This window comes from Stutzerimonas stutzeri, assembly GCF_002890895.1.
Taxonomy (GTDB): Bacteria; Pseudomonadota; Gammaproteobacteria; order Pseudomonadales; family Pseudomonadaceae; genus Stutzerimonas; species Stutzerimonas stutzeri_AB.
On sequence record NZ_POUL01000007.1, the window covers coordinates 63,164 to 85,572 of the forward strand.

A 22,409-nucleotide genomic window follows, 5' to 3' on the forward strand; every position below is an offset into this window, starting at 1 on the left:
GACGCCGGTTTGTGCTCGCCCAGACAGGCGTCAGGCCTACCGCCAGAAGTCGTCCAGATTGTTGAAGCCCCATTGCGCCGGATCTTCGCGCCCGACGATGCGGTCATTCGAGCCCCGGCGCGAAAGGTCCAGGTCCAGCTGCTGGATCGGCGTCTTGGCTTTGGCTGAAAAGAACACCCGCACCAGCGGTTCGGTGAGCTTTTCCGGGTGCTGATCGATCACCACGCCGAGCCGGCCAGACTCCAGGCGCACCAGGGAACCGAGCGGATAGATACCCACCGAGCGCACAAAGGCATGAAAAATTTGGGTATCGAAATGGCCGGTCCACTGCGCCATGCGGGCCAGCGATTCGGCCGGGTTCCAGGCTTTCTTGTAGGGGCGGTTGGAGGTGATGGCGTCATACACATCGCACACCGCGCCCATTCGCGCGAACAGGCTGATGTTCTCGCCGGCCAGCCGGAACGGGTAGCCGCTGCCATCGAACTTCTCGTGATGATGCAGGCAGACGTCCAGCGCCGAGACCGGCAGCGACCCAGCCGCGAGCAGCAGCGCATGCCCCCGCTCGGGATGGCTGCGCATGACGGCGAACTCGGCATCGGTCAGTGCGCCTGGCTTGTTGAGCACCTCTATCGGCATGACCATCTTGCCGACATCGTGCAGCAGCCCGGCCAGCCCGGCCTCGCTCACGGCGTCCTCGTCGAGGCCCAGCTGCCGGGCCAGGGACACCATCAAGGCGCAAACGGCGACCGAGTGCAGGTAGGTGTACTCGTCCTTGTGCTTGAGCCGCGCCAGGCCGATCAATGCCGAGCTGTTGCGCGCCAACGAGTCGCTGATATCCGCGACCAGCGGCAGACAACTCTCGACACTGATGGCATTGCCCAGTCGCGCTTCGTTGAACAGCTCCGTGATCGCCTTCTTTGAGCGGCTGAGCACGCGAGCGGCGCGCTGCAGTTCATCGCGCGCACTGCACCGCGCAACGGCTGGAGCGCGCGGGTCTTCAGGCGGAGGAATAGAAGCCGGCGTTGACAGCACAACCGCCTGGTCGGCCACGTCGACGCCCTTGCTGATGTTGATCCAGACGCCCGTCAGCCCGCTCTGGCGCAGGCGCTGAAGGTCTTCAGGGTCATCGATGATGAACTTGTTTTTCCAGAACGGATGCGCCAGCCAGCTGCCTTCGATGGCATGGAGATACATGCCTAAACGCACCGCATCAGTAGGAATTTTCTTCAGCATGGGCGCCTCGAGACGACAAGGGTTGGTCGAGCTGATCTCGTTGTAACCTGGCGTCCCTGCTGGCCGGCCCATTGTTTCGGGCGGCAATGGCGCTAAAGTGCCACCATCCGGCCGTACTTGTACATTAGTCGAAAGATGTACACGTCTTGGAATCCGACGCGCGGCCTGCTTTACCATGCGATTCCGCTATCGCGAGCCGATCATGATTGCCCTCTCCAGCCGCTACCGCGTCGCCCTCATCATCTCGCTGATTCTGGCCGGCCTGCTGCTGAGCATGTACTGGGCTGGGCGCATCGCCGAGCAACGCGCCTGGACCGAGCGCAGCCAGGAGGCCGCCGGCCAGCTCGAACTCTACGCACAGGCGATTCATATCCAGGTGCAGCGCTTCCGTTCCGTCCCGGCGTTGCTGGCGCTCGACAGCGATATCCAGACATTGCTGAACAACCCCGGCGATCAGGCCCTGCGCAAGCAACTCAACCACCGCTTGGAAGAGCAGAACCAGGCTGCCGGCTCCTCGGTGCTCTACCTGCTCGACCGCCATGGCGAAACCCTGGCGGCCAGCAACTGGCGCGACTGGAGCAGTTTCGTCGGCAACAACTACGCTTTCCGGCCCTATTTCATCGATGCGGTAGCGAACGACTCGGGTCGTTACTTCGCGGTCGGCGTGACCACCGGCATCCCCGGCTATTTCCTCTCCAGCTCGGTCAAGAATGCCGAGGGCGAGGTAATCGGCGTGCTGGTGGTCAAGCTCGAACTCGAAGACATGCAGCGTGAATGGGTCGGGCAGTCTGGCATCCTGCTGATCTCCGACTCACTGGACATCGTCATCCTGACCAACCGCCCAGCCTGGCGCTTCCGCTACCTGCGCCCGCTGAGCGAGGCGGTGCGCGACCGCCTCGTCGCGGTCCGCCGCTACGCCGAACAGAATCTGCAGCCGTTGACGAGCCAGAACCTGCAGCAGATCGACGAGAACAGCGAGCGGCGCCTGGTCGACGGGCCCGATGGCCGCCGCGACTACCTCTGGCAACGTCTGGAACTGCCCGAGGAAGACTGGACCCTGCACCTGCTGCAGGAGCCGCAGCTGGTAGCCGCCAACGTCCGCAGCTACCGCCTGGCCGCGGCCGGCGTCTGGATGACGCTCGCGTTCCTGCTGCTGTACCTAGCCCAACGGCGCAAGACCCGCCGCGTGGAACGCCGCAGCCGCAACGAGCTGGAGCGTCTGGTAGAAGAGCGCACCCGCGAGCTGAACACCGCGCAGGATGAACTGGTGCATGCCGCGCGCATGGCCGCGCTGGGGCAGATGTCCGCCGCCCTCGCCCACGAGATCAACCAGCCCCTGACCGCCCTGCGCATGCAGCTCGCTAGTCAGCGGTTGTTGCTCGACAGCGGCCGCACCGACGCCGTGCGCGAAGGCATCGGCCAGGTTGAAGGCCTCCTCGAGCGCATGGCGGCGCTGACCAGTCACCTGAAAACCTTCGCCCGCAAGAGCCCCGCCGGGCTGCGCCAGCGTTTGAGCCTGGCCGAGGTCTTGGACCAGGCGCTGCAGCTGCTCGCCCCGCGCATTCGCAGCGAAGGGATTGCGGTGGTGTGTCAGGTGCCGCCCCAGGCCTGGGTCAGTGGCGATGCGATTCGCCTGGAGCAGGTGCTGATCAACCTGCTGACCAACGCTCTGGACGCCATGTGGAACGCCGAGAGCAAAGCGCTGCGCATCCTCTGCCAGCCAGAAGGCGACGGCTGGACGCTGAGCGTTGCCGACAGCGGTGGCGGCATCGCCGAGGAACATCTGGATCAGGTGTTCGAGCCCTTTTTCACCACCAAGCCGGTTGGCCAGGGGCTCGGCCTCGGGCTTGCCGTTTCCTACGGCATCGTGCGCGACCTTGGCGGCAGCCTCAGCGTGCACAACGATGCGCAGGGCGCGGTGTTCGAACTGCATATGCCAGCGGCCGAATCGCCCGGCGCCGAGTAGACTGGCCACTCGCAGGAGGAGTGACAGATGAGCGGTCAGGTGATTTTCATCGATGACGAAGCGGCAATCCGCCAGGCGGTGCAGCAGTGGCTGGAGCTGTCCGGCTTCAGCGTGGAAACCTGCGCCCGTGCCCACGAAGCGCTGGCTATCGTCGACCGGGGCTTTCCCGGCGTGCTGATCAGCGACGTGCGGATGCCGGACCTTGACGGCCTCGGCCTGCTGGAAAAGCTGGTGGCGCTGGACCCGGAGCTGCCAGTGATCATGGTGACCGGCCATGGCGATGTACCAATGGCGGTGCAGGCGCTACGCCAGGGCGCCTACGATTTCATCGAGAAACCCTTCACCCCGGAACGCCTGCTCGACAGCGTGCGCCGCGCCCAGGACAAGCGCCGGCTGGTCTGCGAGAACCGTCAGCTGCGCGAGCAGTTCACCCGCAAAGGCCGCATCGAATCGATGCTGCTGGGCGTCTCGCGGGCAATGGAGAACCTTCGCCGTCAGGTACTGGAACTGGCCGGCACCGACGTCAACGTCTTGATTCGCGGCGACACCGGCAGCGGCAAGGAGCAGGTCGCGCGCTGCCTGCATGATTTCAGCCCGCGGGCACGCAACCCTTTCGTTGCACTCAACTGCGCGGCGATTCCGGAAACCATCTTCGAAAGCGAGCTGTTCGGCCATGAGAGCGGGGCGTTCACCGGCGCCCAGGGCAAACGCATCGGCCGCATCGAACATGCCCACGGCGGCACCCTGTTTCTCGACGAGATCGAGAGCATGCCGCTGGCTCAGCAGGTCAAACTGCTGCGCGTGTTGCAGGAAAAGACCCTGGAGCGGCTGGGCTCGAACCGCAGTATCGAGGTCGACCTGCGGGTGATCAGCGCCGCCAAACCGGATTTGCTGGAAGAGGTACGCGGCGGGCGCTTCCGTGAGGACCTGCTGTACCGCCTGAACGTCGCCGAACTGCACATCCCGCCGCTGCGAGACCGACGCGAGGATATCCCGCTGTTGTTCGATCACTTCGCCACCCAGGCCGCGCAACGCCACGGCCGAGATCCGCTGCCGGCCAGCCCGGCCGAACTGGCGCAGCTGCTCAGCCACGACTGGCCGGGAAACGTCCGCGAACTGATCAACGCCGCCGAACGCCATGCCCTGGGCCTGACCCCGCCTGCACCCGCCACGGCCCCCGCCGCCGTCGCCGGCACCTCACTGGCCGACCAGATGGAAGCCTTCGAAGCCCAGTGCCTGCACAGCGCCCTGCAACAGCACAAAGGCAACATCAGCGAAGTCATGGCGCAACTGCAGTTGCCCCGCCGCACCCTCAACGAAAAGATGCAGCGCCACGGGCTGAGTCGCAGCGATTACCTGCCGGTGGGAAGCCACGACAGCTGATCCCGCCCCCGGGACCCTGCATAGCGAATGTGTGGGAATGTCGGTACAGGGCGATTGATCGTGGCGGTAACCGCGAATGCCTCGAAATCCCTACCTGGTCAGGGAACGTCCACCTGTAGGAGCGAGCTTGCTCGCGATCCCTTTCAAGCCTTGCGCTGCTCGGCATCCAGCTCATCGAGGCGCTGCTGCAAGAAGCGCTTTTCCGGCTCCAGCTGAGCCAGGCCCAACGCGGTTCGGTAGGCCTCGCGGGCTTCGTCCAGGCGGCCCAGTCGACGGCAGAAGTCAGCGCGGGCCGAGTGCAGCAGGTGGTAATCGCGCAGTTCGCCGCGGGCCAGTAATGCGTCGATGGCAGCCAGCCCGACCTCGGCGCCATCACGCATCGCCAGGGCTACCGCGCGGTTGAGTTCGATGACCGGCGACGGGCTGATGCGCAGCAACAGGTCGTAAAGCCCGACGATTTGCGCCCAATCAGTCTGCACAGCACTGCGCGCCTCGGCATGCACCGCAACGATGGCGGCCTGCACGGTGTAAGGGCCGAAGCGCCTGGAGGCGAGCGCCCGCTCTACCAGCGCGGCGCCTTCAACAATCTGCGCCTGATTCCAGCGGCTGCGGTCCTGCTCGTCGAGGCGCACCAGCTCGCCCGCCTCATCGGTACGCGCGGCGCGGCGGGAGTCATGCAGCAGCATCAGGGCCAGCAACCCCATCAGCTCCGGATCGGGCAACAGCTCAAGCAGCAGACGCCCGAGACGGATGGCCTCGGTGCTGAGGTCGGCACGGGTCAGCTCGCTGCCGCGGGAGGCGGAATAGCCTTCGTTGAAAACCAGGTAGATCACCTGCTTCACGTTATCCAGCCGAGCCGGCAGCTCCTCGCGTGTGGGTACTCGGTAAGGAATGCCCGCGTCGCGAATCTTCTGCTTGGCGCGGACGATGCGTTGGGCAATGGTGCTGGGTGAGGCAAGAAAGGCTCGGGCGATCTCTTCCGTCTTGAGATCGCAGACTTCGCGCAGCGTCAGCGCCACCTGCGCATCGGCCGGTAACGCCGGGTGGCAGCAGGTGAAGATCAGCCGCAGGCGGTCGTCTTCGAGGTCTTCACGCTCCCATTCGAGCTCGTTGTGGCTGTCCAGCTGATCGGCCAGCAGGCTCAGGGATGCATCGAAACGTGCCCGCCGGCGCAGCCCGTCGATGGCCTTGAAGCGACCAGCCGAGACCAGCCAGGCACGAGGATTGGAAGGCAGACCGTCACGCGGCCACTGCTGCACCGCCGCGATAAAGGCGTCATGCAGGGCTTCCTCGGCCAGCTCGAAATCGCCCAACAGGCGGATTAGCGTCGCCAACACTCGCCGCGACTGCGTGCGGTACAGGGTGTCGATTTCGGCCAGCGTCGGTCCAGCACCGATGTGCTCGGTCGAGGGCGGCCTGCCCCGCTCAGGCATAGATCAACGATCAGGTAACTGGCGCAACGGGCGAACTTCAATGCTGCCCAGCTGCGCGGGTGGGATCTTCGCCGCCAGGTGCAGCGCTTCATCCAGATCCTGCGCTTCGATCAGATAGAAGCCCGCCAGTTGCTCGCGGGTTTCGGCGAACGGGCCGTCGACGACCGACACCGCGCCCTCACGAACCCGTACGGTTTTGGCAGTACGCACTGATTGCAGCGGCTCGCCGGCCAGGAACTGGCCGCTTTCCTTCAGCCTTTCACTGTTGGCAACGCATTGCTCGACCAGCGCCGCCCACTGCTCGTCAGTCATTGAATCCACGCGCTGCTCGTCGTAATAGACCAGGCACAGGTATTTCATGTCCTTCTCCGGTAGCGCCCGCCGGCTGCCGTGCGGGCAGCGACGGGACGAAGGGGTCGATCAGCTGGCAATGCCGGCCCGTGGTTCGGGTTCAATGCCGAAGTTGACCTGCCCACTGGCCATGTCGAATGGCATCGAGAAATGCTCATGAACGACCTTCCAGTCGCCGTCCTGCCGACGCCAGCAACGGCTGCCGCGCATCCATCCGGACTGCATGTCGCCTTTTTCATCGGTGCCGCCGCAATGGCTCAGAAAATGACTATAGGCCAGGTCTCCGCTGACGTTGATTTCGAGCTCACTGATTTCGAAATAGCCCTCGCCCTGGCAAAAATCAAAGCAGTTCTGCCAGTGCTGGCGGTACGCATCGGCGCCCTTGAATTGCAGCGGACCGACCGCATCGAAGGCCCGTACGTCTGCGGCGTACTGCGCCATGATGGTGTCCAGGTCCTTGCGTACAGTGGCCTTTTCGAAGGTTTCGGTGAGTTGGCGAATCCGGGTTTCGTCCTGCGTTTGGCTGGGGCTGTTCATCTCGCTGTCCTCTTGGTTGATGATTCGGCTCAATCACACTCGCGGCGTCTCAAGGCGGCGCCCGGGCCCCCAGCTCACGCACCTCGACGCTGCCCAGCCGTGCCGCCGGCAGACGCGCGGCCAGACGGATCGCATCATTGAGGTCCTGGGTCTCGAACAGATAGATCGCCGCGGGCTGCTCGGAGCCGTCGCGCACCGGCCCGTCGCGCAGGAGCAGGCGGTCGCCCTGGCGGCGCAGGGTGGTAGCGCTCAACACCGGCTGCAGCGCTTCAGCGACGATCAGCTCGCCGCTGCGCCGCAGCTGCGCGTGGTACTCACGGCACTCGGCATCGAGCGCGGCGTGAAGACCTGGCGACAGTGCCGCCACGGCGTCTTCATTCAGGTAGACCAGGCACAGATAGCGCATCGCGGCATCCCCGAGGACGATTGCTGTTTTCTCTGGTCGACCGGCGATGGGAGAAATCGACAATGTCGGGAAAACTTTTTCCGCTTCCGCGCTCCAATCCAGATCAGGGGCGCACGCCCCCTCGACATGACGGGAGCAGCCCATGCGCAGTCCATTGCGCGGCCTACTGCGGCGGCAACGCCTCGGCATTGCCGCCGCCCTCTTGGCATTCAGCACCTCGGGAGCAGCAGCACCCATGTATCAAGTATTGATCGGTAGCTACACCAGTGAAGGCAACAGCGAAGGGATTTACCGCATGCAGTTCGATGCCGAAACCGGCCTGATCGAACCGCAACCGCTGCAGGTCGTACGGACCCACAACCCGTCCTGGCTGACCCTGGACCTGAACCGCAACCGGGTCTACGCGGTAAACGAGAACGGGCCGGGACACCCTGACCCGGTGGGACGTGTGAGCGCTTTCATCCTGGCGCCGACCAGCGGCAAGTTATCGGTTCTGGAGCAGCAGATCACCCTGGGCGACGAACCCACCCACCTGAGCCAGAGCCGTGACGGACGCTACCTGTTCGTCTCCAACTACGGCTCGCGAGCAAACCCGGGCGGCAGCCTCGCGGTGGTGCCGCTGGCCAAGGATGGGACGCTTTTGCCGGTCACCCAGATCGCCACGCACAAGGCCAGCGAAGTGCACCCAGACCGCCAGCAATCGCCTCACGTTCACTCGGCGGTGATGTCGCCGAATGGCAAGACCCTGTTCGTCAGCGATCTGGGCGCCGACAAGATCTTCGTCTATCGCTACGACCCGGCCAACGCCGAGCGCCCGCTGTCCCAGGCCGATCCGGCTTTCATCAGCCTGCCGGAAGGCAGCGGCCCGCGTCATCTGGTGTTCAGCCCCGACGGCAGCCAGGCCTACGCGACGCTGGAGCTGAGCGCTCAGGTGGCGCGCTTCGACCATGTCGACGGCAGCCTAGTGCAGCGTCAGCTGGTGGATCTGGCGGCCGGCGGCGACGTCGGCCAGCATTCGCCCGGCGCCATCCATCCTTCGCCGGACGGTCGCTTTCTCTACGTCAGTGACCGCGCCGAGAAGAACCGCATCATGGTCTATGCCATCGAGGAGAACGACACCCTGCGCGAGATCCAGCAGCGCGACAGTGAAGGCCGCGAGCCGCGGGAGTTCGCCATCGACCCGAGCGGTCAGTTCTTGATCATTGCCAACCAAAAGAGTGATGCACTGGTGGTACTGGCGCGCGACCCCGACAGCGGCAAGCTGGGCGATACCGTGCAAACGCTGCCGATGGGCCGGCCTTCGGATGTGAAATTTATTGATCGCACCGGGCCCTGACAGGCCCGGCGCAGCATCGATCAGGAGAGCAGACTGACTACCGCAAAGCGGCTGATGGTCGCCTGTGCCACAACGGTCTGGGTGACCGCCGCGTAGCTGGAAGGGCTGCGCTGCATCAGGTTGAACACCGAGCGGGAGAAGTCCATCGCCCACTGCTTCTCATCGGCATGAGCCTGGCGGGCAAGGAATTCGCGGATTTCCTGCTGGCGGTTGCTCAGCTGCTCGCGCAGCGAAGTGACCTTGTCGAGCCCGGCGACGACCGAGTCGAGCAGACGGCGCAGTTCACGGAAGGAGTCGAGCTGCAGCTCTTCGGGGAAGCTCAGCAGTTGCTCGTCCTCGCTCTGCACACGAACGTATCGGCCTTTGTCGAACAGCTTGCCTTCACCCTGCACCGCCAACTGGTCCTTGAGCTTTTGCCAATCACCTTCGCGGGCGGAAAACTTCAACTCCCCGTGCGGGTCCAGCTCGGCGCGAATACCGGCCTGGCCCAGGCTGCCGTTGAAACGGCGCAGAATCTGCTCGTCGCTCATCTCGTCGTCGAGCACCACGGCCACCGGCTCGGCCAGTTGCCGACCGCCACTGAACAGCAGTGTCTCGCGGCCTGACTGGCGAATCTTTTCCAGCGACTCCAGCCCTTGCAGGCTGAAGCGGCTGCGCACCGGCTCGGTCAGCCGCAGTTTGAGATTGGCGTCCAGGGAATTGCCAGAGCGTTTGCTGCGCTCTTTAAGCAACTCGCCGACCTGTTGCACGGCCTGGCGAATGCTTTCCTCGCCGTTGGGCTGCGGCGAGCTGATCTGGCGACTGAGGTTGAGCTTGAGTTGCGACAGACGCGTCTGCAGATCGCCGAGGTAGCTGTCGGCCGACTGCATCGAGGACAGTTGCTGATTGAGCTGAAGGCTGAAGCTGGTGTTCTTGCTGGGCGTCGTCTCGGTGTGCGGCGTGTCAGCCGGCGTACCGGCCCGCAGCGGCGCAGGCGCATCCCGCAGCAGCGCCTCGCGGCGTTCCTGTGGGTTGATTGCGGAAACAGCGGGGAGCTGCTTGCCAATCTTCATTCACGCTACCTCGGTCAGAGCATGCCGAACAGCGACAGCCCGTTGATCTTCAAATAGGTTTTCTGCGTCGCCTGCAGCGACAGCTGATAGTTGTTCAGGTCGATGCTGGCCGTGGCGTAATCGAGTTGCGACAGCTCGCCGTCGATTTTCTGGTTTACCAGCGAGACGTCCTCGTTGCTGCTCGACAGCAGGGTCAGGGTGTTCTGCCGTCCGCCCAGCTCCGAGACCGCACCGAGCAGGTCGCCGTGAGTCTTGTCGAGGCTGTTGAGCGTCGCGCTGATCGAGGTCTGTACCGCTGGATCATTGGCGTCCAATGCCGGGTCGGCGAGCATTTTGACCAGCGCATTGAGGTCGTTGAGCATGCCGACGCCACCACCGAAGACCTGCGCGGCGGTGACATTCTCCTCGACCAGTACGCCATTGGCGACTGCCGCCTGGCGGTATTGATCGTTGCCGGTCAGCTGGTAGCTCTGGGTGGCCGCGTCGAAGGTGATGGCCGGGCGGTCGCTGAGGGTGCCGGAGAACAGGTAACGACCTTCCTCGTCGCGCACGTTGGCGAAGCTGAGGATGGTCTTTTCCAGATTGCCCATCTCGTTGGCGATGGCGGCCAGGTCTTCGCTGGTGTTGCTGCCGTTGGCGGCCCACAGCAGCAGATCGCGCACGTTGAGCATGGTGTCCGACGCCGCCTTGAGGTTGGCTTCCTGCTTGGACAGGTTGCCGGACACGTTGGCGATGTTGGTGCGGTACTGGGTCAGCGTCGCTTCTTCGCGCTGGATGCGCAGTACGCGTACGGCGGAGATCGGGTCGTCCGAGGGCATCAACATGCGCTCGCCGGTGGCCATCTGCTGCATCAGCTTACCGAGCTTCTCGGAGCTGGTGTTCATCGAGCCGTGCATCATGGCGGTGATCTGGGCGTTGGAGATGCGCATGGTGTCTTTCTCGTCAGTCGAACCGGCTCGCGCCGGCTCAGAACATCGCCAGTACGGCGTTGAACAGATCGTTGGAAGTGCTGATGACTTTCATGTTGGCCTGGTAGGCCTGCTCGTAAGCCATGAGGTTGACGGCCTCTTCGTCCAGGTTGACCGCACTGACGCTGTCGCGCTGGGCCTGGGCCTGCTCGGCCACGGTGGTCGCGGCGCGCAGGTCCGCCTGGTTCTGCCGGCTGGCACTGGCAACGCGGCCCACCAGGCCGGCGTAGGCGTCGTTAAGCGGCACGGTGTTGCCGGCAACCGTGACACCCGCCGACTTGAGATCAAGCATGGTGAGCAGGGTCTTGTTGTTGCCGACCTCGCCTGCGGTGCCGGAGAACGCCAGTTCCGAGGCGCCCAGGGCGTTGACCGCCAGCATGCCGCTGGTGCTGCCGGCGTTGTAGCTGAACAGGGGCTGGCCGGGATTACCGTTCAAATCGAAGCCACCGGCAAGGGCGCCATTGATCATCGTCGCCACGGCCGAGGCCATGTCGTGCAGGTCCTGCTGGGCCGGGCGCAGCGCGCCGTATTCCATGTCGTAGAGGCCGCCGAGTGAACCACCGATGCCCTGCTGGTTGAGCGGAAAGGTGGTCTTGGCGAAGACCAGCGTCATCTCCTGCTCACCGGCGAGGTTCGCGTTGATCTTCAACTGCCCCGCCGTTGCCCCGGCTACCAGTGGCTGACCGTTGGCCAGCGAGACATTCAGGGTGCCGTCAGCGGCTTCCTGCACGCGGATACCAGCATACTGGCTGAGATCCTTGACCAGATTCTCGCGGTAGTCGCGCAGGGTCGCGGTATCACGGCCCGAGGATTCCATTTCGCGGATTTGTGCGTTCAGCTCGGCGATGTTGCCGGACAGCCCGTTGATCTCGCTGGTCATCGCCACGCGCTGGCCCTGCAGGGCGTTGAGCTGGGTGCCGATGTTGCTGTTCAGCCCGTTGAAACGCTGCGCCAACTGCTTCGACTCGCCGATGATCTGCTGGCGCAGGGCGATGGATTCGGGGGTCGAACTGGCTTCGCTGAGCGCGGCGAAGAAGTTGTCCAGGCCAACGCTGACGCTCGAGCCTTCGCTGTCGATCAGGCCTTCTAGGGCGGTCAGGTACTGCTGGCTGGTATTGAAGTAGTTCTGGTCGGTGCCGGCGCGCCAGAGCTGCTGATTCTGGAAGTCGTTGGACAGGCGCCGGATGCTGCCGACCTGCACGCCGCCGCCAATGCTGACCGAAGTCTGCCCGCCGAGCGATTGCAGGTCTGGTCGCAGGCGGCTGAAGCCGGGCGTGTTGACGTTGGCGATGTTCTGCCCGGTCGCCGAGAGGGCGATCTGCGAGGCGCGAACGCCGCTGTAGCCAATTTGACCAAGAATACTCACGACACGATTTCCTTCGGCTCGATCCGGATCGGTTGCGCAAACGCCACCGAGAGGTGGGCGCCAGCAACACTGCGCCCTGTAGAAAGAGCGACCGGATCGGCGACGGAATTAAGCGGCGATGGAGCAACAGGCGGAACGGCCTGCAACTGGGCCCGTGGTTCGCTCGGCGCCGGCGAAGCGGCACTGAGATCGTTGAGGATGTTGCGGGTGTAATTTCGCGTTTCCGCAAAGGGGATCTTCTGCACCCAGGCGCCCGTGCCGATCTCGCCCTTGCGCGGGTCACCGTGGCTCTTCAGCCATTCGTCCACCCGCCCGGGACCGGCGTTGTAGGCCGCCAGCGCCAGCGCCTGATGACCGTCGTAGCGATCGAGCATCTTGTTCAGGTAAGCGCTGCCGAGACGCTTGTTGTATTCGGCGTCGGTGGTCAGCCGCGCCTCGCTGAAGGGCAGGCCGAGCTCGGCTGCCATGTCCCGTGCGGTGCCGGGCATCAGCTGCATCAGGCCACGCGCGCCCTTGGGCGAGACGGCGGCGATGTTGCCACTGGACTCATGCTTGATCACGCTGTCGACCAGCGACTTGAAGCCGGCCTTGCCGCTTTCCCAGGCGCTGTCCAAGGCATCGACGCCGCGCTGCCAGGTGCCACGCAGCGCGTGCAGGCCACCGCTTTGCAAACCACTGCCAGCGTGACCGGCCAGTGCCGTCGGCGCGGGCGCGCCGACGGCCTCACCACTGAGCTGCTGCACCAGCATATCGGCGATCCCGGTCTGGCGTTTGCCGGCCAGGGTGTCAGCAAGGACTTCGTCGTAGAAGTCGCGCATGGTGTCCAGCTCGCGGCTGCGCATCGGGTTGCCGGCACCGAGCACATCGCCGGCCTTGCGCATCTGCTTGAGGATTTGCTGCAGGAACATCGCCTCGAACTGCTCGGCGACGACTTCAAGCTGCTGGCGCCGGGCTGCGGTTGGGCCGTCCTGGCGGTTGCGCAGGGTGTTGAGGTGTTGGGGGAGGGATACGATGCTCATAGTCGTTACATCACGATCAGTTCGGCGTTCAGTGCGCCGGCGCGTTCCAGCGACTGCAGGATGCTCATCACGTCGTCGGGTGTGGCGCCGAGACTGTTGATAGTGCTGATGATGCTTTCCAGACTGGCACCCTCGGGCCACTTGAACATGGCCTTGCGGTCCTGCTCGATGGTGACGTCCGACTGCGGCGTGACCACGGTTTCGCCGCCGGCAAAGGCATTCGGCTGGCTGACCTGGGGGTTCTCGCTGATGGTGACCGTCAGGCTGCCATGCGCCACGGCTGCAGCCTTGACCCGTACACCCTCACCCACCACCACCGTTCCGGTACGGCTGTTGAAGACCACCTTCGGCCGGGTGCGCCCTTCTTCCACTTCAAGGCGTTCGAGCATGGCCATGAAGCTCATGCGCTGGGTGCTGGTGAGCGGTGCCCGGATCGACACCTTGGTGGCGTTCAGCGCAGTCGCAGTGCCTTTGCCAAAGTAGGCGTCCACCGCATCGACCACGCGGGTAACGGTCTGGAAGCTAGGCTGGCGGACGTTGAGCATTACCTCGGGGCGTTCGGTAAAGTCGCTGGGAATCATCCGTTCAACCGTTGCGCCGTTCGGGATCAGGCCGGTGTTGGAGGTGTTGATGGCGACCTTGGAGCCACTGGCGCCCTCGGCATTGACGCCACCGACGATCACCGCGCCCTGTGCAAGCGCGTAGATCTCACCGTCGACACCCTGCAGCGGCGTCATCAGCAACTGGCCGCCGCGCAGGCTCTTGGCGTCGCCCAACGAGGAAACCGTGACATCAACGGTCTGGCCGGCGCTGTAGGACGGCGGCACCGTGGCGGTGATGGTCACCGCAGCGACGTTCTTCAGCTTCGGGTCGACGTTCGGCGGCAGGTTCACGCCGAACTGCTTGATCATGTTCGTCACCGATTGGCTGGTGAACTTGACCTGGTTCTTGTCGCCGGTGCCGTCGAGGCCCACGACCAGGCCGTAGCCGATCAGCTGGTTGCCACGAATGCCCTCGACATCCACCAGGTCCATCAGCGGCACGGCCTGGGCCGGTAGTTGCCACAGCGCGACGGCGGCGAGAAACAGCTTGAGGGATCGCATCGGGCTACTCATTTTCAAGGCTTAGAGAGGGAACAGTGGCGACGCGAAGAAGCGCGTCAGCCAGCCGGCGGAATTGCTGTCGTTGAGCACACCACGACCCGCGTAAGAAATCTTCGCGTTGGCCACGCTCTGCGAGGACACCTGGTTGTAGCGGTTGATGTCATCGATGCGCACCAGCCCGGTCAGGCGAATGTATTCATCGCCCTGGTTCAGGCGCAGGGCCTTTTCGCCCTTGATCTGCAAGGTGCCGTTGGGCAACACGCGATGCACGCTGACGGCAATGGAGCCGCGCAGGGTGTTCTGCTGCGAGCTCTTAGCCGAGCCCTTGAACTCGCGTTCGCCGGAGGCTGAGGTTTCAACGTCCGGGTAGGTCTTGCCGAGAATGGTCGGCACGCCGATGCCTACGCTCGATTCCTTGCCGAAGCTGGTGCCGGCGCTCTTGCTCGATTGGGTGGACTCGTCGAGCACCACGGTCAGGATGTCGCCGACCCGAACCGCGCGCTTGTCGCTGATCAGCGAGCCGCTGTAACCGGAGCGGAACAGACCGCCACCGGTGGTCGGCGGCAGGCTGTAGTCCAGCTCCAGCGGCTCGTACTCGCTGGACGGTTCTTCCGGCAGCATTTCGTTGAAGCTGGCGCAGCCGCCAAGCAAGGCCAGCACGACGAGCAGAATGGGCGTACGCATCACTATTCTCAGACGGTCTGGTTAAGGAACTGCTGCATGCCGCTGGCGGCATCGAGCACCTTGGCATTGGCCTCGTAGGCACGCTGGATGGCGATCATCGCCACCATGGCCTCGACCACCTGCACGTTGGAGCCTTCGAGCACGCCCTGCTTGAGCTGGCCGAGGCCCTCTTCGCCCGGCACGCCTTCGACGGCTTCACCGCTGGCAACGCTTTCGCGATAGAGGTTGCCGCCCAGCGCTTCCAGACCACCCGGGTTGGTGAAGTTGACCAGCGTGATCTGACCCAGCTCCGAGGGCAGGGTGTCGCCCGGCAGTACCGCTGTGACGATGCCATCAGCGCCGACGGTGAAGCCGGTGCTGCCTTGTGGTACTTCGATGGCTGGCGTCAGCGGCAGGCCCTGTGCGTTGACCATCACGCCTTCGGCGTTGAGCTGGAACTGACCGTTCTCGGTGTAGAGAATGTCACCGTTGGGCGACTCGACCTGAAAGAAGCCACGCCCGACGATCGCCAGATCCATCGGCTGGCCGGTGGTCTGGATGCTGCCTTCGGTGAACACCTTCTGGGTGCCGGCGACGCGCACGCCGCTGCCCAGCTGAATGCCGGACGGCACGGTGTTGATCTCATCCGCCTGCGCGCCGGGCTGCTTTTCGATGCTGTAGAACAGGTCTTCGAAGACGGCGCGATCAGCCTTGAAGCCATTGGTGTTGACGTTGGCCAGGTTGTTGGCAACGGTCGCCATGGCGGTGTCTTGAGCGGCCAGGCCAGTCTTGCTGACCCAAAGTGCGGAATTCATGCGTTATCTCCCGATCAGCTGCCGCGGATCATTCGGTTGCCGGCGTCGGAGAGGTCCTCGGCGGCTTTCATCATCTTTACCTGGGTTTCGAACAGGCGGTTGAGGCTCATGGTCGAGGCCAGCTCGTCGATCGCTGAGACGTTGCTCGACTCGAGAAAACCGCTGGCCAGGCGTACATCTTCGCTGGGCGCAGCCGGTTCGCCGTTGCGCGTCACCAGCAGGCCAGCCTCGTTCTTCATCAGGTCGGCAGCCGCTACGTCGACCAGGCGGATGCGGTCAACCTCGGCCATCATCCAGTCGCCCGGCGCCATGATCGACACGGTGCCGTCGTTGCCGATTTCAACCCGTTCATGTTCGGGTAGCTCAATCGGCCCACCCTCGCCCATCACGGCGCGGCCATTGAGGGTCAGGCGACCCTCGGCATCGACCTGCATGCTGCCCTGACGGGTGTAGGCTTCACCTTCGCCGTCCTGCAGGACGATCAGACCGGTGCCCTTGACCGCGAAATCCAGCTCGCGGCCGGTGGCGACCATCGGGCCGGCGGCGAGGCTGACGCCGTTGTTGTCGACCACCGCCATGTGTCGGCTGTCGTAACCGTAGCCTTCAACGGCGACGGCCTGGGCGCGCTCGAGGTCGGCGCGAAAGCCCGGCGTGTTGACGTTGGCGAGGTTGTTCGAGCGCACCTGCAGCGACATCATCGTGCGGCTGGCAGCGGTCATCGCCGTGTATCCCAAACGATCCATGGATCAGCCTCAGAGTGCGCTAAACAGAACCTGGGTCAGTTCCTTGTTAGTGGAAATGACCTGGGTGTTGGCCTGGTAGTTACGCTGGCCTTCCATCAGGCCTACCAGCTGCTGGGTGAGGTCGACGTTGGAGCTTTCCAGCGCGCCGCTGGCCAGGCTGCCGTACTGGCCGACGCCCGGCGCACCGAGCATGGCCGCGCCGGAAGCGGCGGTTTCGGTCCAGGCGGTGCCGCTGATGTTCTTCAGGCCTTCGGCGTTGACGAAGCTGGCCAGCACCACCTGACCCTGGAGCAGACGCTCACCGTTGGAATAGCTGGCGTAGACCTTGCCGTCCTTCTCGACGCTCATGCCGGTCTGCTCGCCCGCCGAATAGCCGGTGGCGCGGTTGCTGGTGACGCTGAATTCGGATCCGTACTGGCTGGTGCCGCTGTAGTCGAGCTGAATGGCCAGCGGATCGACGCCGCCGGTCAGCGTGGCATTCAGCGGGACCTTGCCGATGGGCGCGGACAGCGTGCCGGCGCCGTCAAAGGTGAGCGCTTGCGGCCCAGCGATGGCGGTACCGTCGACGTAATAGTGAGCGTTCCAGCTGTTGTCAGCGGTCTTGGCGAAGTACTGGGTCAGGGTGTGTTCCTTGCCCTGGGAGTCGTACAGCTTGGTGGTGTAGGTGGAGTTGTAGCTGTCGGCGACCAGTGGATCGAAGGCCACTGCCGGGACTTCCTGATTGGCATCCAGGTTGGCGACAAAGCTCAGCTCGTCAGTGGCCTTGGCGGGCAGACCGCCGGCCTTGAGCTGCAGGTCGCTGACGGTGCCGGTTTGCAGGTTGCCGGTGGTATCGGCGGGGTAGCCCTGCAGACGCTGGCCGAGGCCGTTGGTCAAATAGCTGTCCTTGTCGGTGCCGAACACCCCGGCACGGGTGTAGCTCACATCGCCGTTGCTCGCACGCGTGACGAAGAAGCCGCCGCCGGAAATGGCCAGGTCCATGCCACGGTTGGTGGTGGTCAGGGCGCCGCCCTGGCTGATGCTCTGGCTGGTGCCGGTGACTTCAACACCCATGGCCTGGCTCTCGGCGTAAAGGCTGCCGAAGTTCGCGCGCGAGGACTTGAAGCCCACGGTGCCGGCGTTGGCGATGTTGTTGCCGATGGTGTTGAGTTGTTCGTTGACGGCGGACAGGCCGGTCAGGGCGATGTTGAAGCTCATGGGCTGATCTCGTACTTAAAAGGAAATGAAGACTGGCGAGCCCAGGGACTCAGCCGCCGAGCAGCCCGGCGTCAGCCTGGGCGAATTCGAGGATGTTGTAGAAAGGCACCGAACCGACGCCCTTCACTTGCAGCACCGGACCTTCGGCACTGACGCGCACGTTCGAGACCTGACCGGCGACTTCCACCCGGGGGAACTCGCCGTTTACCGACTCGATGCTGACGCTGTACTGGCCGTCGCGCAGGCCGTGCTTGGCCGGATCGATGACGAAGGGCACCTTGCCAGCGGACTGCGCGCCCAACTCGATACGGGTCTGGGTGCCATTGGAGTCGGTCAGCAGCAACGCGGTGCGCGGCGAGGCATGACTCAGGTCGAAGCCGCCGCCAACCGTCTGGCCGCTCAGCTCAAGCGACTCGACTGCCACGCTTACCTGCTGGCCGACCAGACCGGCGGCCGTCAGGGTTTGCAGGTTGTCGGTCAAGACCAGGTTGTTCTTGGCCAGGGTCGCCAGGTTCTCCATGCTCTTGACTTGGGACATGGCCGAGAACTGGTTGAGAAACTCGGTGCTGTCGACCGGTTTGGTCGGGTCCTGGTACTTGATCTGCGCAACCATCAGGCTGATGAAGTTGTTTTCCATCTGTGTGGAATCGCTGACGTTCACCGCCTGCTTGGGCAGGTCACTGGCATGGCTGCCGGGCAGACCGCTGCCCTGCAGATTATTGGTCACTGCCATCAGGATTCTCCCAGGCGCAACAGGCTCTGCTGCATGCTTTTCACACGGTTCAACACCTCGACACCGGTCTCGAAGCTGCGCGTGGCCGACATCATGTCGGTCATTTCTTCGATTTCGTTGATGTCCGGGTAATAGACGTAGCCATCGCCATCGGCCAGCGGATTGCCCGGCTCATAGCGACGCTTGGGCTCGGCGCCGGAGGTGACCACGTCGAGCACCTGTACATGAGCACCACCGAGGCCGACGCCGCGGGTCAGCGAGTTGTTTTCATACACGGCGGCAAACATCGGCTTGCGCGCCTGGTAGACATCGGCCGCGTTGTTGGCCGCCGAGTCGGTGTTGGCCAGGTTGCTCGCCACGGTGTTCAGACGCACGGTCTGGGCGTTCATCGCCGAGCCGGCAATGCGGTAGATAGAATCGAACGACATGGCTTAACGGCCCTCGATGGCTTGCTTCAAACCACGGAATTTCATCGTGACGAAGGTCAGGCTGGTCTGGAAATCCATCGAGTTACGCGAGAACTGCGCCTGCTCGGTCGACAGCTCGACGGTGTTGCCGTCCTGCGAAGCCTGGCTCGGCACGCGGAACAGCAGACGCGGATCGGTACCGACCATGCTGGCGCGCGACGAAGTACTGCTGTCGAGCCGCTGCATTTCCTTGCTGAAATCAATGTCCCGCGCCTGAAAGCCCGGGGTGTCTTCGTTGGCCAGGTTTGCCGCGAGAATTTCGCTGCGCTGCATGCGCAGACCGAGGGCACGCTCGTGAACGCCCAGCGCATCATCAATCCGTATACTCATTTGCCGATACCCTTTGCAGCCTGTGCAGGCTGAACCCAGCCCACCGCTTTGCAGACGTTTTGCAGAAAGCGTGCCGAACCTACAGATATGGGTAGTCCATTGATTTTTCAGGGAAAAAAAGAGAACAGAGCCGAACGCAGCGAGCGCCTTTTTCCGCTTGGCGAGAAGCGGCCATGCGGAAGCGGAAAAGCGCCTTCCGCATGGTGGCTCGTCACCTTTCTACTGATGGGTGTCATGCACCAGGCGCAGGCGGACGCCACGACGCAGGTTCAGCAGGCCGTGGAAAATCACTTGCGGCTGATGCTCGAACAGCAGGCCTCGCGTCAGGGCTGGCAAGGCATGCAACTGCGCTACGACATCAGCGTGCCGGCCAGCGCGGCCAATCTGCCGCGCTGCTCCGAAGTGCTCCAGGTCCGGGCGACGGGCGAGGCGCCGTCGGCCATGGAGCGGCAGAACCTGCAGCTTCGCTGCGTCGACACACCCGGCTGGTCAACGAACGCCACAGGCCAAGCCCACGTCTTCCTTCCGGCCGTCCACGCCGAAGGCATCATCGACCGCGGCCAGACCCTGACCGCCAACGACCTCAAGCTGCAACGCATCAACGTCGCCAAGGCCCGGCGCGGCTACTACAACCGCATCGAAGAGGTGGTCGGCCTGGCGGCCAAACGCCGCATCCGCGCCGGCCAGACCATCACCCCGGCGCTGCTCGAACAAGCCATGGCGGTCAAACGCGGCCAGCCGGTGAAGATCGTCGCCAACAAAGAAGGCATCGAAGCCTCTACCTCCGGCGAAGCCCTGGCCGACGGCCAGCCAGGCGACGTCATCCGCGTACGCAACGTCGGTAGCGGCAAGGTGATCGATGCGAAGGTGCTGGAAGCAGGTGTGGTGACCAGTACGTTCTAGTACGGAATGCTGGAGACGGGTCGCTCATGGAGCACGCCCGGATTAACGCCAATAAGCCGGAGCCATCTCGACGCTTCGGCGCGCGCCCTGTAGGAGCGAGCTCGCTCGCGAACAGCGTCCGTGCAGTCCTTTTCGCCAGCAAGCTGGCTCCTACAAAAGCTCGCTCCTGTCCGGCGCTTCGGCAAGGATAAACAAGCCCGACCGTATGTCTCGGGACTTTCGGGGCCATACAAAAAATTTTGACGTCAGGATTTAATCCTTCGCTTGGTGCTGTCGCCTTACCTTTTCAGCAGGCAGTCAAGCCAGCTCCTAACAGCCCAACGCAAAAAGGATCATCTTCATGGCACTGTCCATTCATACCAACTACTCCGCGCTGACCACCAACACCGCGCTGAACAAGTCGAACAGCTCCCTGGCCACCAACCAGCAGCGCCTGGGTACCGGTCTGCGCATCAACAGCGCTGCCGACGACGCCGCCGGCCTGCAGATCGCCACCCGCCTGAATGCCCAGAGCCGCGGCATGGGCGTTGCAATGCGCAACACCGGCGACGCTACTTCAATGCTACAAACTGCAGAAGGTGCGTTCAGCGAAATGACTGACATCGTTCAGAGAATGAAGGATCTCGCTACTCAAGCAGCAAACGGCACAAACGGAGCTAAGGATCTTGCTGCGCTGGATGCCGAATATAAAGAGCTCGGTAAAGAAATAAATAATATTTTAGACAACACGAAGTATGCGGGCGAAACCCTGTTAAAGGGCGGCAAGCTTGATGATGCAGTAACTTTTCAAATCGGTGCCAGCAGCGAAGAGACACTTAGCCTAGACGTCAGCGCAGCCCTACAGAAGCTCACTACTACAGGGGATCTGGTCGATGGCCTTGCTATTGACCTAACCGTTGCCTCAACCGCAACGGCAGGCCCGCAAGGCGGTATCGCTAAGTTGGAAGGTGCCCTTAATGATATCGGCTCACTTCGCGCATCGCTTGGCGCGAACATAAACCGCCTGAGCCATACCAGCAACAACCTGGCTAACATGAAGGACAACACCGACATGGCCAAGGGCCGGATCATGGACGCCGACTTCGCAGTCGAAAGCGCCAATATGAGTAAAAACTCCATGCTCATGCAGTCCGGCATTTCCATGCTCAAGCAAGCCGGTCAAATGCCAGGCATGGTCATGGGCCTGCTGGGCTAATCCATCGCTTAGGGCTGCGGCGAGACGGCCAGATCGGTCCTCGCCGCACCGCACGCCCTTAGGGGCTCATAACGCTCGCTAAATTTGAGGATTCCAACCATGGCCTTGTCCATTCATACCAACTATTCGGCGCTGACCACTAACACCGCGCTGAATAAGTCGAACAATGCGCTAGCCACCAACCAGCAGCGCCTAGGTACTGGCTTGCGTATCAATTCCGCTGCCGACGATGCCGCTGGTCTGCAGATCGCCACTCGCCTGAACGCCCAATCCCGGGGAATGGGCGTAGCTATGCGGAACGTTGGCGACGCCACCTCTATGCTGCAAACCGCTGAAGGCGCCTTCAGCGAGATGACTGACATCGCGCAGCGTATGAAAGACCTTGCCACCCAGGCTGCAAACGGAACCAATGGCGTTTCCGATCTCAAGTCCATCCAGGCTGAGTACGATGAGCTAGGTAAAGAGCTGAGCAACATCTTTAAAAATACAAAATATGCTGGCGAAAACTTGTTTAGCGACGGTACAGCGGCAACCGGTCTCGATGGCGATACCGGAAAATTTGGGGCCGCTGCGGTTAGTTTTCAGATTGGCGCCAGCGCCAGCGAAACAATGAGCTTCGATCTGCAGACTTCTCTGGGCACCGTCGCCACCGCGCTTAAGGCTGCCTCAGATATGTTCTCCGATGACGGTACTGACGCCACGGCAGTCGGTACCGACATCGTCACAATTGCGGCGGGCCCACCAGAGACCGCAACAAGCAACGCAAACGCAACGATCACGACGGTGGATACCCTGCTGAACGAAATCGGTTCCGTACGCGCTCAATTCGGCGCCAACATCAACCGCCTGAACCACACCAGCAACAACCTGGCGAACATGAAGGACAACACCGACATGGCCAAAGGCCGGATCATGGATGCCGACTTCGCCATCGAAAGCGCCAACATGAGCAAGAACTCCATGCTCATGCAGTCGGGCATCTCCATGCTCAAGCAGGCCGGTCAGATGCCAGGCATGGTCATGGGCCTGCTGGGCTAAGCGGTACGCGATATCGCCGGTTGCAATGACCGGCTACGAAAAGCCCCGACTCGCTCGGGGCTTTTGCGTTTCTAAAAGAGCCGAAATGCGCCCTCCGACAAACGGCTGTGATTGTTGAGCGATAGGGTTCATCACAAGATATGCCGAATTAATCCAACAACAGCGCTTTTGG

General features: G+C 63.2%; 23 protein-coding genes. 6 read left to right on the forward strand and 17 right to left on the reverse strand.

Going from position 1 to position 22,409, the window contains the following annotated elements; genetic code table 11:
- Nucleotides 1-36: 36 nt before the first annotated feature.
- A complete protein-coding gene (locus CXK96_RS14355; RefSeq protein ID WP_102837123.1) occupies nucleotides 37-1,233 on the reverse strand; it encodes an HD-GYP domain-containing protein in 1,197 nt (398 codons plus the stop codon).
- Between the two features lie 202 nt (nucleotides 1,234-1,435).
- Here CXK96_RS14355 and CXK96_RS14360 point away from each other — a divergent pair, with 202 nt between their 5' ends.
- Both CXK96_RS14360 and CXK96_RS14365 read left to right on the forward strand, forming a co-directional pair.
- A complete protein-coding gene (locus CXK96_RS14360; protein ID WP_102837254.1) occupies nucleotides 1,436-3,199 on the forward strand; it encodes a sensor histidine kinase in 1,764 nt (587 codons plus the stop codon).
- Between the two features lie 27 nt (nucleotides 3,200-3,226).
- Nucleotides 3,227-4,582, forward strand: a complete 1,356-nt coding sequence (locus CXK96_RS14365) for a sigma-54-dependent transcriptional regulator (RefSeq protein WP_102837124.1) — start codon at nucleotides 3,227-3,229, stop codon at nucleotides 4,580-4,582.
- Between the two features lie 143 nt (nucleotides 4,583-4,725).
- On the opposite strand, the gene CXK96_RS14370 is transcribed toward CXK96_RS14365, so the two are convergent.
- The 4 genes from CXK96_RS14370 to CXK96_RS14385 are packed head-to-tail and all read right to left on the reverse strand — an operon-like array spanning nucleotide 4,726 to nucleotide 7,453.
- Nucleotides 4,726-6,015, reverse strand: a complete 1,290-nt coding sequence (locus CXK96_RS14370; RefSeq protein ID WP_256061644.1) for an RNA polymerase sigma factor — start codon at nucleotides 6,013-6,015, stop codon at nucleotides 4,726-4,728.
- Between the two features lie 3 nt (nucleotides 6,016-6,018).
- The gene (locus CXK96_RS14375; RefSeq protein ID WP_102837125.1) at nucleotides 6,019-6,375 is read right to left on the reverse strand and encodes a YciI family protein; all 357 of its coding nucleotides are present in this window, start codon (nucleotides 6,373-6,375) and stop codon (nucleotides 6,019-6,021) included.
- 60 nt (nucleotides 6,376-6,435) lie between these two features.
- Nucleotides 6,436-6,903 (reverse strand): YybH family protein, encoded by a 468-nt coding sequence (locus tag CXK96_RS14380; RefSeq protein ID WP_102837126.1) that lies wholly within the window; start codon nucleotides 6,901-6,903, stop codon nucleotides 6,436-6,438.
- Between the two features lie 49 nt (nucleotides 6,904-6,952).
- On the reverse strand, nucleotides 6,953-7,453 hold the full coding sequence (locus CXK96_RS14385) for a YciI family protein (protein ID WP_256061643.1): 501 nt from the start codon (nucleotides 7,451-7,453) through the stop codon (nucleotides 6,953-6,955).
- On the opposite strand from CXK96_RS14385, the gene CXK96_RS14390 reads away from it, so the two are divergent.
- Complete coding sequence (locus tag CXK96_RS14390) at nucleotides 7,452-8,645, forward strand: lactonase family protein (protein WP_102837128.1); 1,194 nt, start codon at nucleotides 7,452-7,454, stop codon at nucleotides 8,643-8,645. The two genes, CXK96_RS14385 and CXK96_RS14390, sit on opposite strands and share 2 nt — an antisense overlap.
- 20 nt (nucleotides 8,646-8,665) lie before the next feature.
- On the opposite strand, the gene CXK96_RS14395 is transcribed toward CXK96_RS14390, so the two are convergent.
- From CXK96_RS14395 to flgB, 12 genes are read right to left on the reverse strand one after another with little or no spacing between them, the layout of a single operon-like run.
- A complete protein-coding gene (locus CXK96_RS14395; RefSeq protein ID WP_102837129.1) occupies nucleotides 8,666-9,697 on the reverse strand; it encodes a hypothetical protein in 1,032 nt (343 codons plus the stop codon).
- 14 nt (nucleotides 9,698-9,711) lie between these two features.
- A complete protein-coding gene (gene flgL / locus CXK96_RS14400) occupies nucleotides 9,712-10,626 on the reverse strand; it encodes a flagellar hook-associated protein FlgL (protein ID WP_102837130.1) in 915 nt (304 codons plus the stop codon).
- A 37-nt stretch (nucleotides 10,627-10,663) separates the two neighbouring features.
- Nucleotides 10,664-12,031, reverse strand: a complete 1,368-nt coding sequence (gene flgK, locus CXK96_RS14405; RefSeq protein WP_102837131.1) for a flagellar hook-associated protein FlgK — start codon at nucleotides 12,029-12,031, stop codon at nucleotides 10,664-10,666.
- Nucleotides 12,028-13,050, reverse strand: a complete 1,023-nt coding sequence (locus tag CXK96_RS14410; protein ID WP_102837132.1) for a transglycosylase SLT domain-containing protein — start codon at nucleotides 13,048-13,050, stop codon at nucleotides 12,028-12,030. Before CXK96_RS14410 ends, flgK begins: the two co-directional genes overlap by 4 nt.
- A gap of 5 nt (nucleotides 13,051-13,055) precedes the next feature.
- Nucleotides 13,056-14,153 (reverse strand): flagellar basal body P-ring protein FlgI, encoded by a 1,098-nt coding sequence (locus CXK96_RS14415; RefSeq protein WP_102837133.1) that lies wholly within the window; start codon nucleotides 14,151-14,153, stop codon nucleotides 13,056-13,058.
- Between the two features lie 21 nt (nucleotides 14,154-14,174).
- Nucleotides 14,175-14,837 carry a flagellar basal body L-ring protein FlgH gene (flgH, locus tag CXK96_RS14420; protein ID WP_102837134.1) on the reverse strand — a complete coding sequence of 221 codons (663 nt, stop codon included), beginning with the start codon at nucleotides 14,835-14,837 and terminating at the stop codon, nucleotides 14,175-14,177.
- A gap of 8 nt (nucleotides 14,838-14,845) precedes the next feature.
- Nucleotides 14,846-15,631 (reverse strand): flagellar basal-body rod protein FlgG, encoded by a 786-nt coding sequence (flgG, locus tag CXK96_RS14425; protein ID WP_019340569.1) that lies wholly within the window; start codon nucleotides 15,629-15,631, stop codon nucleotides 14,846-14,848.
- A gap of 14 nt (nucleotides 15,632-15,645) precedes the next feature.
- Nucleotides 15,646-16,374, reverse strand: coding sequence for a flagellar basal-body rod protein FlgF (gene flgF / locus CXK96_RS14430; RefSeq protein ID WP_102837135.1), 729 nt, complete (start codon nucleotides 16,372-16,374; stop codon nucleotides 15,646-15,648).
- Nucleotides 16,375-16,383: 9 nt separating this feature from the next.
- On the reverse strand, nucleotides 16,384-17,571 hold the full coding sequence (gene flgE, locus CXK96_RS14435; protein WP_102837136.1) for a flagellar hook protein FlgE: 1,188 nt from the start codon (nucleotides 17,569-17,571) through the stop codon (nucleotides 16,384-16,386).
- Between the two features lie 49 nt (nucleotides 17,572-17,620).
- Nucleotides 17,621-18,304, reverse strand: a complete 684-nt coding sequence (locus tag CXK96_RS14440; RefSeq protein WP_256061642.1) for a flagellar hook capping FlgD N-terminal domain-containing protein — start codon at nucleotides 18,302-18,304, stop codon at nucleotides 17,621-17,623.
- Nucleotides 18,304-18,732: a flagellar basal body rod protein FlgC gene (gene flgC / locus CXK96_RS14445; RefSeq protein ID WP_021209033.1), complete on the reverse strand. Its 429-nt coding sequence runs from the start codon at nucleotides 18,730-18,732 to the stop codon at nucleotides 18,304-18,306. The genes CXK96_RS14440 and flgC overlap by 1 nt, the downstream gene beginning before the upstream one ends.
- Nucleotides 18,733-18,735: 3 nt before the next feature.
- Nucleotides 18,736-19,101 (reverse strand): flagellar basal body rod protein FlgB, encoded by a 366-nt coding sequence (flgB, locus tag CXK96_RS14450; RefSeq protein ID WP_102837137.1) that lies wholly within the window; start codon nucleotides 19,099-19,101, stop codon nucleotides 18,736-18,738.
- Between the two features lie 234 nt (nucleotides 19,102-19,335).
- Here flgB and flgA point away from each other — a divergent pair, with 234 nt between their 5' ends.
- From flgA to lafA (CXK96_RS14465), 3 genes are all read left to right on the forward strand, one after another.
- Nucleotides 19,336-20,004 (forward strand): flagellar basal body P-ring formation chaperone FlgA, encoded by a 669-nt coding sequence (gene flgA / locus CXK96_RS14455; RefSeq protein ID WP_256061641.1) that lies wholly within the window; start codon nucleotides 19,336-19,338, stop codon nucleotides 20,002-20,004.
- 340 nt (nucleotides 20,005-20,344) lie between these two features.
- The gene (lafA, locus tag CXK96_RS14460) at nucleotides 20,345-21,199 is read left to right on the forward strand and encodes a lateral flagellin LafA (RefSeq protein ID WP_102837138.1); all 855 of its coding nucleotides are present in this window, start codon (nucleotides 20,345-20,347) and stop codon (nucleotides 21,197-21,199) included.
- A gap of 99 nt (nucleotides 21,200-21,298) precedes the next feature.
- The gene (gene lafA, locus CXK96_RS14465; protein ID WP_102837139.1) at nucleotides 21,299-22,237 is read left to right on the forward strand and encodes a lateral flagellin LafA; all 939 of its coding nucleotides are present in this window, start codon (nucleotides 21,299-21,301) and stop codon (nucleotides 22,235-22,237) included.
- The last annotated feature ends 172 nt before the right edge of the window (nucleotides 22,238-22,409 follow it).

Bases quoted from the DNA above. Each gene is read 5' to 3' on its own strand.
- CXK96_RS14355 (WP_102837123.1), bottom strand. From the start codon at position 1,233: ATGCTGAAGAAAATTCCTACTGATGCGGTGCGTTTAGGCATGTATCTC.
- CXK96_RS14360 (WP_102837254.1), top strand. From the start codon at position 1,436: ATGATTGCCCTCTCCAGCCGCTACCGCGTCGCCCTCATCATCTCGCTG.
- CXK96_RS14365 (WP_102837124.1), top strand. From the start codon at position 3,227: ATGAGCGGTCAGGTGATTTTCATCGATGACGAAGCGGCAATCCGCCAG.
- CXK96_RS14370 (WP_256061644.1), bottom strand. From the start codon at position 6,015: ATGCCTGAGCGGGGCAGGCCGCCCTCGACCGAGCACATCGGTGCTGGA.
- CXK96_RS14375 (WP_102837125.1), bottom strand. From the start codon at position 6,375: ATGAAATACCTGTGCCTGGTCTATTACGACGAGCAGCGCGTGGATTCA.
- CXK96_RS14380 (WP_102837126.1), bottom strand. From the start codon at position 6,903: ATGAACAGCCCCAGCCAAACGCAGGACGAAACCCGGATTCGCCAACTC.
- CXK96_RS14390 (WP_102837128.1), top strand. From the start codon at position 7,452: ATGCGCAGTCCATTGCGCGGCCTACTGCGGCGGCAACGCCTCGGCATT.
- CXK96_RS14385 (WP_256061643.1), bottom strand. From the start codon at position 7,453: ATGGGCTGCTCCCGTCATGTCGAGGGGGCGTGCGCCCCTGATCTGGAT.
- CXK96_RS14395 (WP_102837129.1), bottom strand. From the start codon at position 9,697: ATGAAGATTGGCAAGCAGCTCCCCGCTGTTTCCGCAATCAACCCACAG.
- flgL (WP_102837130.1), bottom strand. From the start codon at position 10,626: ATGCGCATCTCCAACGCCCAGATCACCGCCATGATGCACGGCTCGATG.
- CXK96_RS14410 (WP_102837132.1), bottom strand. From the start codon at position 13,050: ATGAGCATCGTATCCCTCCCCCAACACCTCAACACCCTGCGCAACCGC.
- CXK96_RS14415 (WP_102837133.1), bottom strand. From the start codon at position 14,153: ATGCGATCCCTCAAGCTGTTTCTCGCCGCCGTCGCGCTGTGGCAACTA.
- flgH (WP_102837134.1), bottom strand. From the start codon at position 14,837: ATGCGTACGCCCATTCTGCTCGTCGTGCTGGCCTTGCTTGGCGGCTGC.
- flgG (WP_019340569.1), bottom strand. From the start codon at position 15,631: ATGAATTCCGCACTTTGGGTCAGCAAGACTGGCCTGGCCGCTCAAGAC.
- flgF (WP_102837135.1), bottom strand. From the start codon at position 16,374: ATGGATCGTTTGGGATACACGGCGATGACCGCTGCCAGCCGCACGATG.
- flgE (WP_102837136.1), bottom strand. From the start codon at position 17,571: ATGAGCTTCAACATCGCCCTGACCGGCCTGTCCGCCGTCAACGAACAA.
- CXK96_RS14440 (WP_256061642.1), bottom strand. From the start codon at position 18,304: ATGGCAGTGACCAATAATCTGCAGGGCAGCGGTCTGCCCGGCAGCCAT.
- flgC (WP_021209033.1), bottom strand. From the start codon at position 18,732: ATGTCGTTCGATTCTATCTACCGCATTGCCGGCTCGGCGATGAACGCC.
- flgB (WP_102837137.1), bottom strand. From the start codon at position 19,101: ATGAGTATACGGATTGATGATGCGCTGGGCGTTCACGAGCGTGCCCTC.
- flgA (WP_256061641.1), top strand. From the start codon at position 19,336: ATGCACCAGGCGCAGGCGGACGCCACGACGCAGGTTCAGCAGGCCGTG.
- lafA (WP_102837138.1), top strand. From the start codon at position 20,345: ATGGCACTGTCCATTCATACCAACTACTCCGCGCTGACCACCAACACC.
- lafA (WP_102837139.1), top strand. From the start codon at position 21,299: ATGGCCTTGTCCATTCATACCAACTATTCGGCGCTGACCACTAACACC.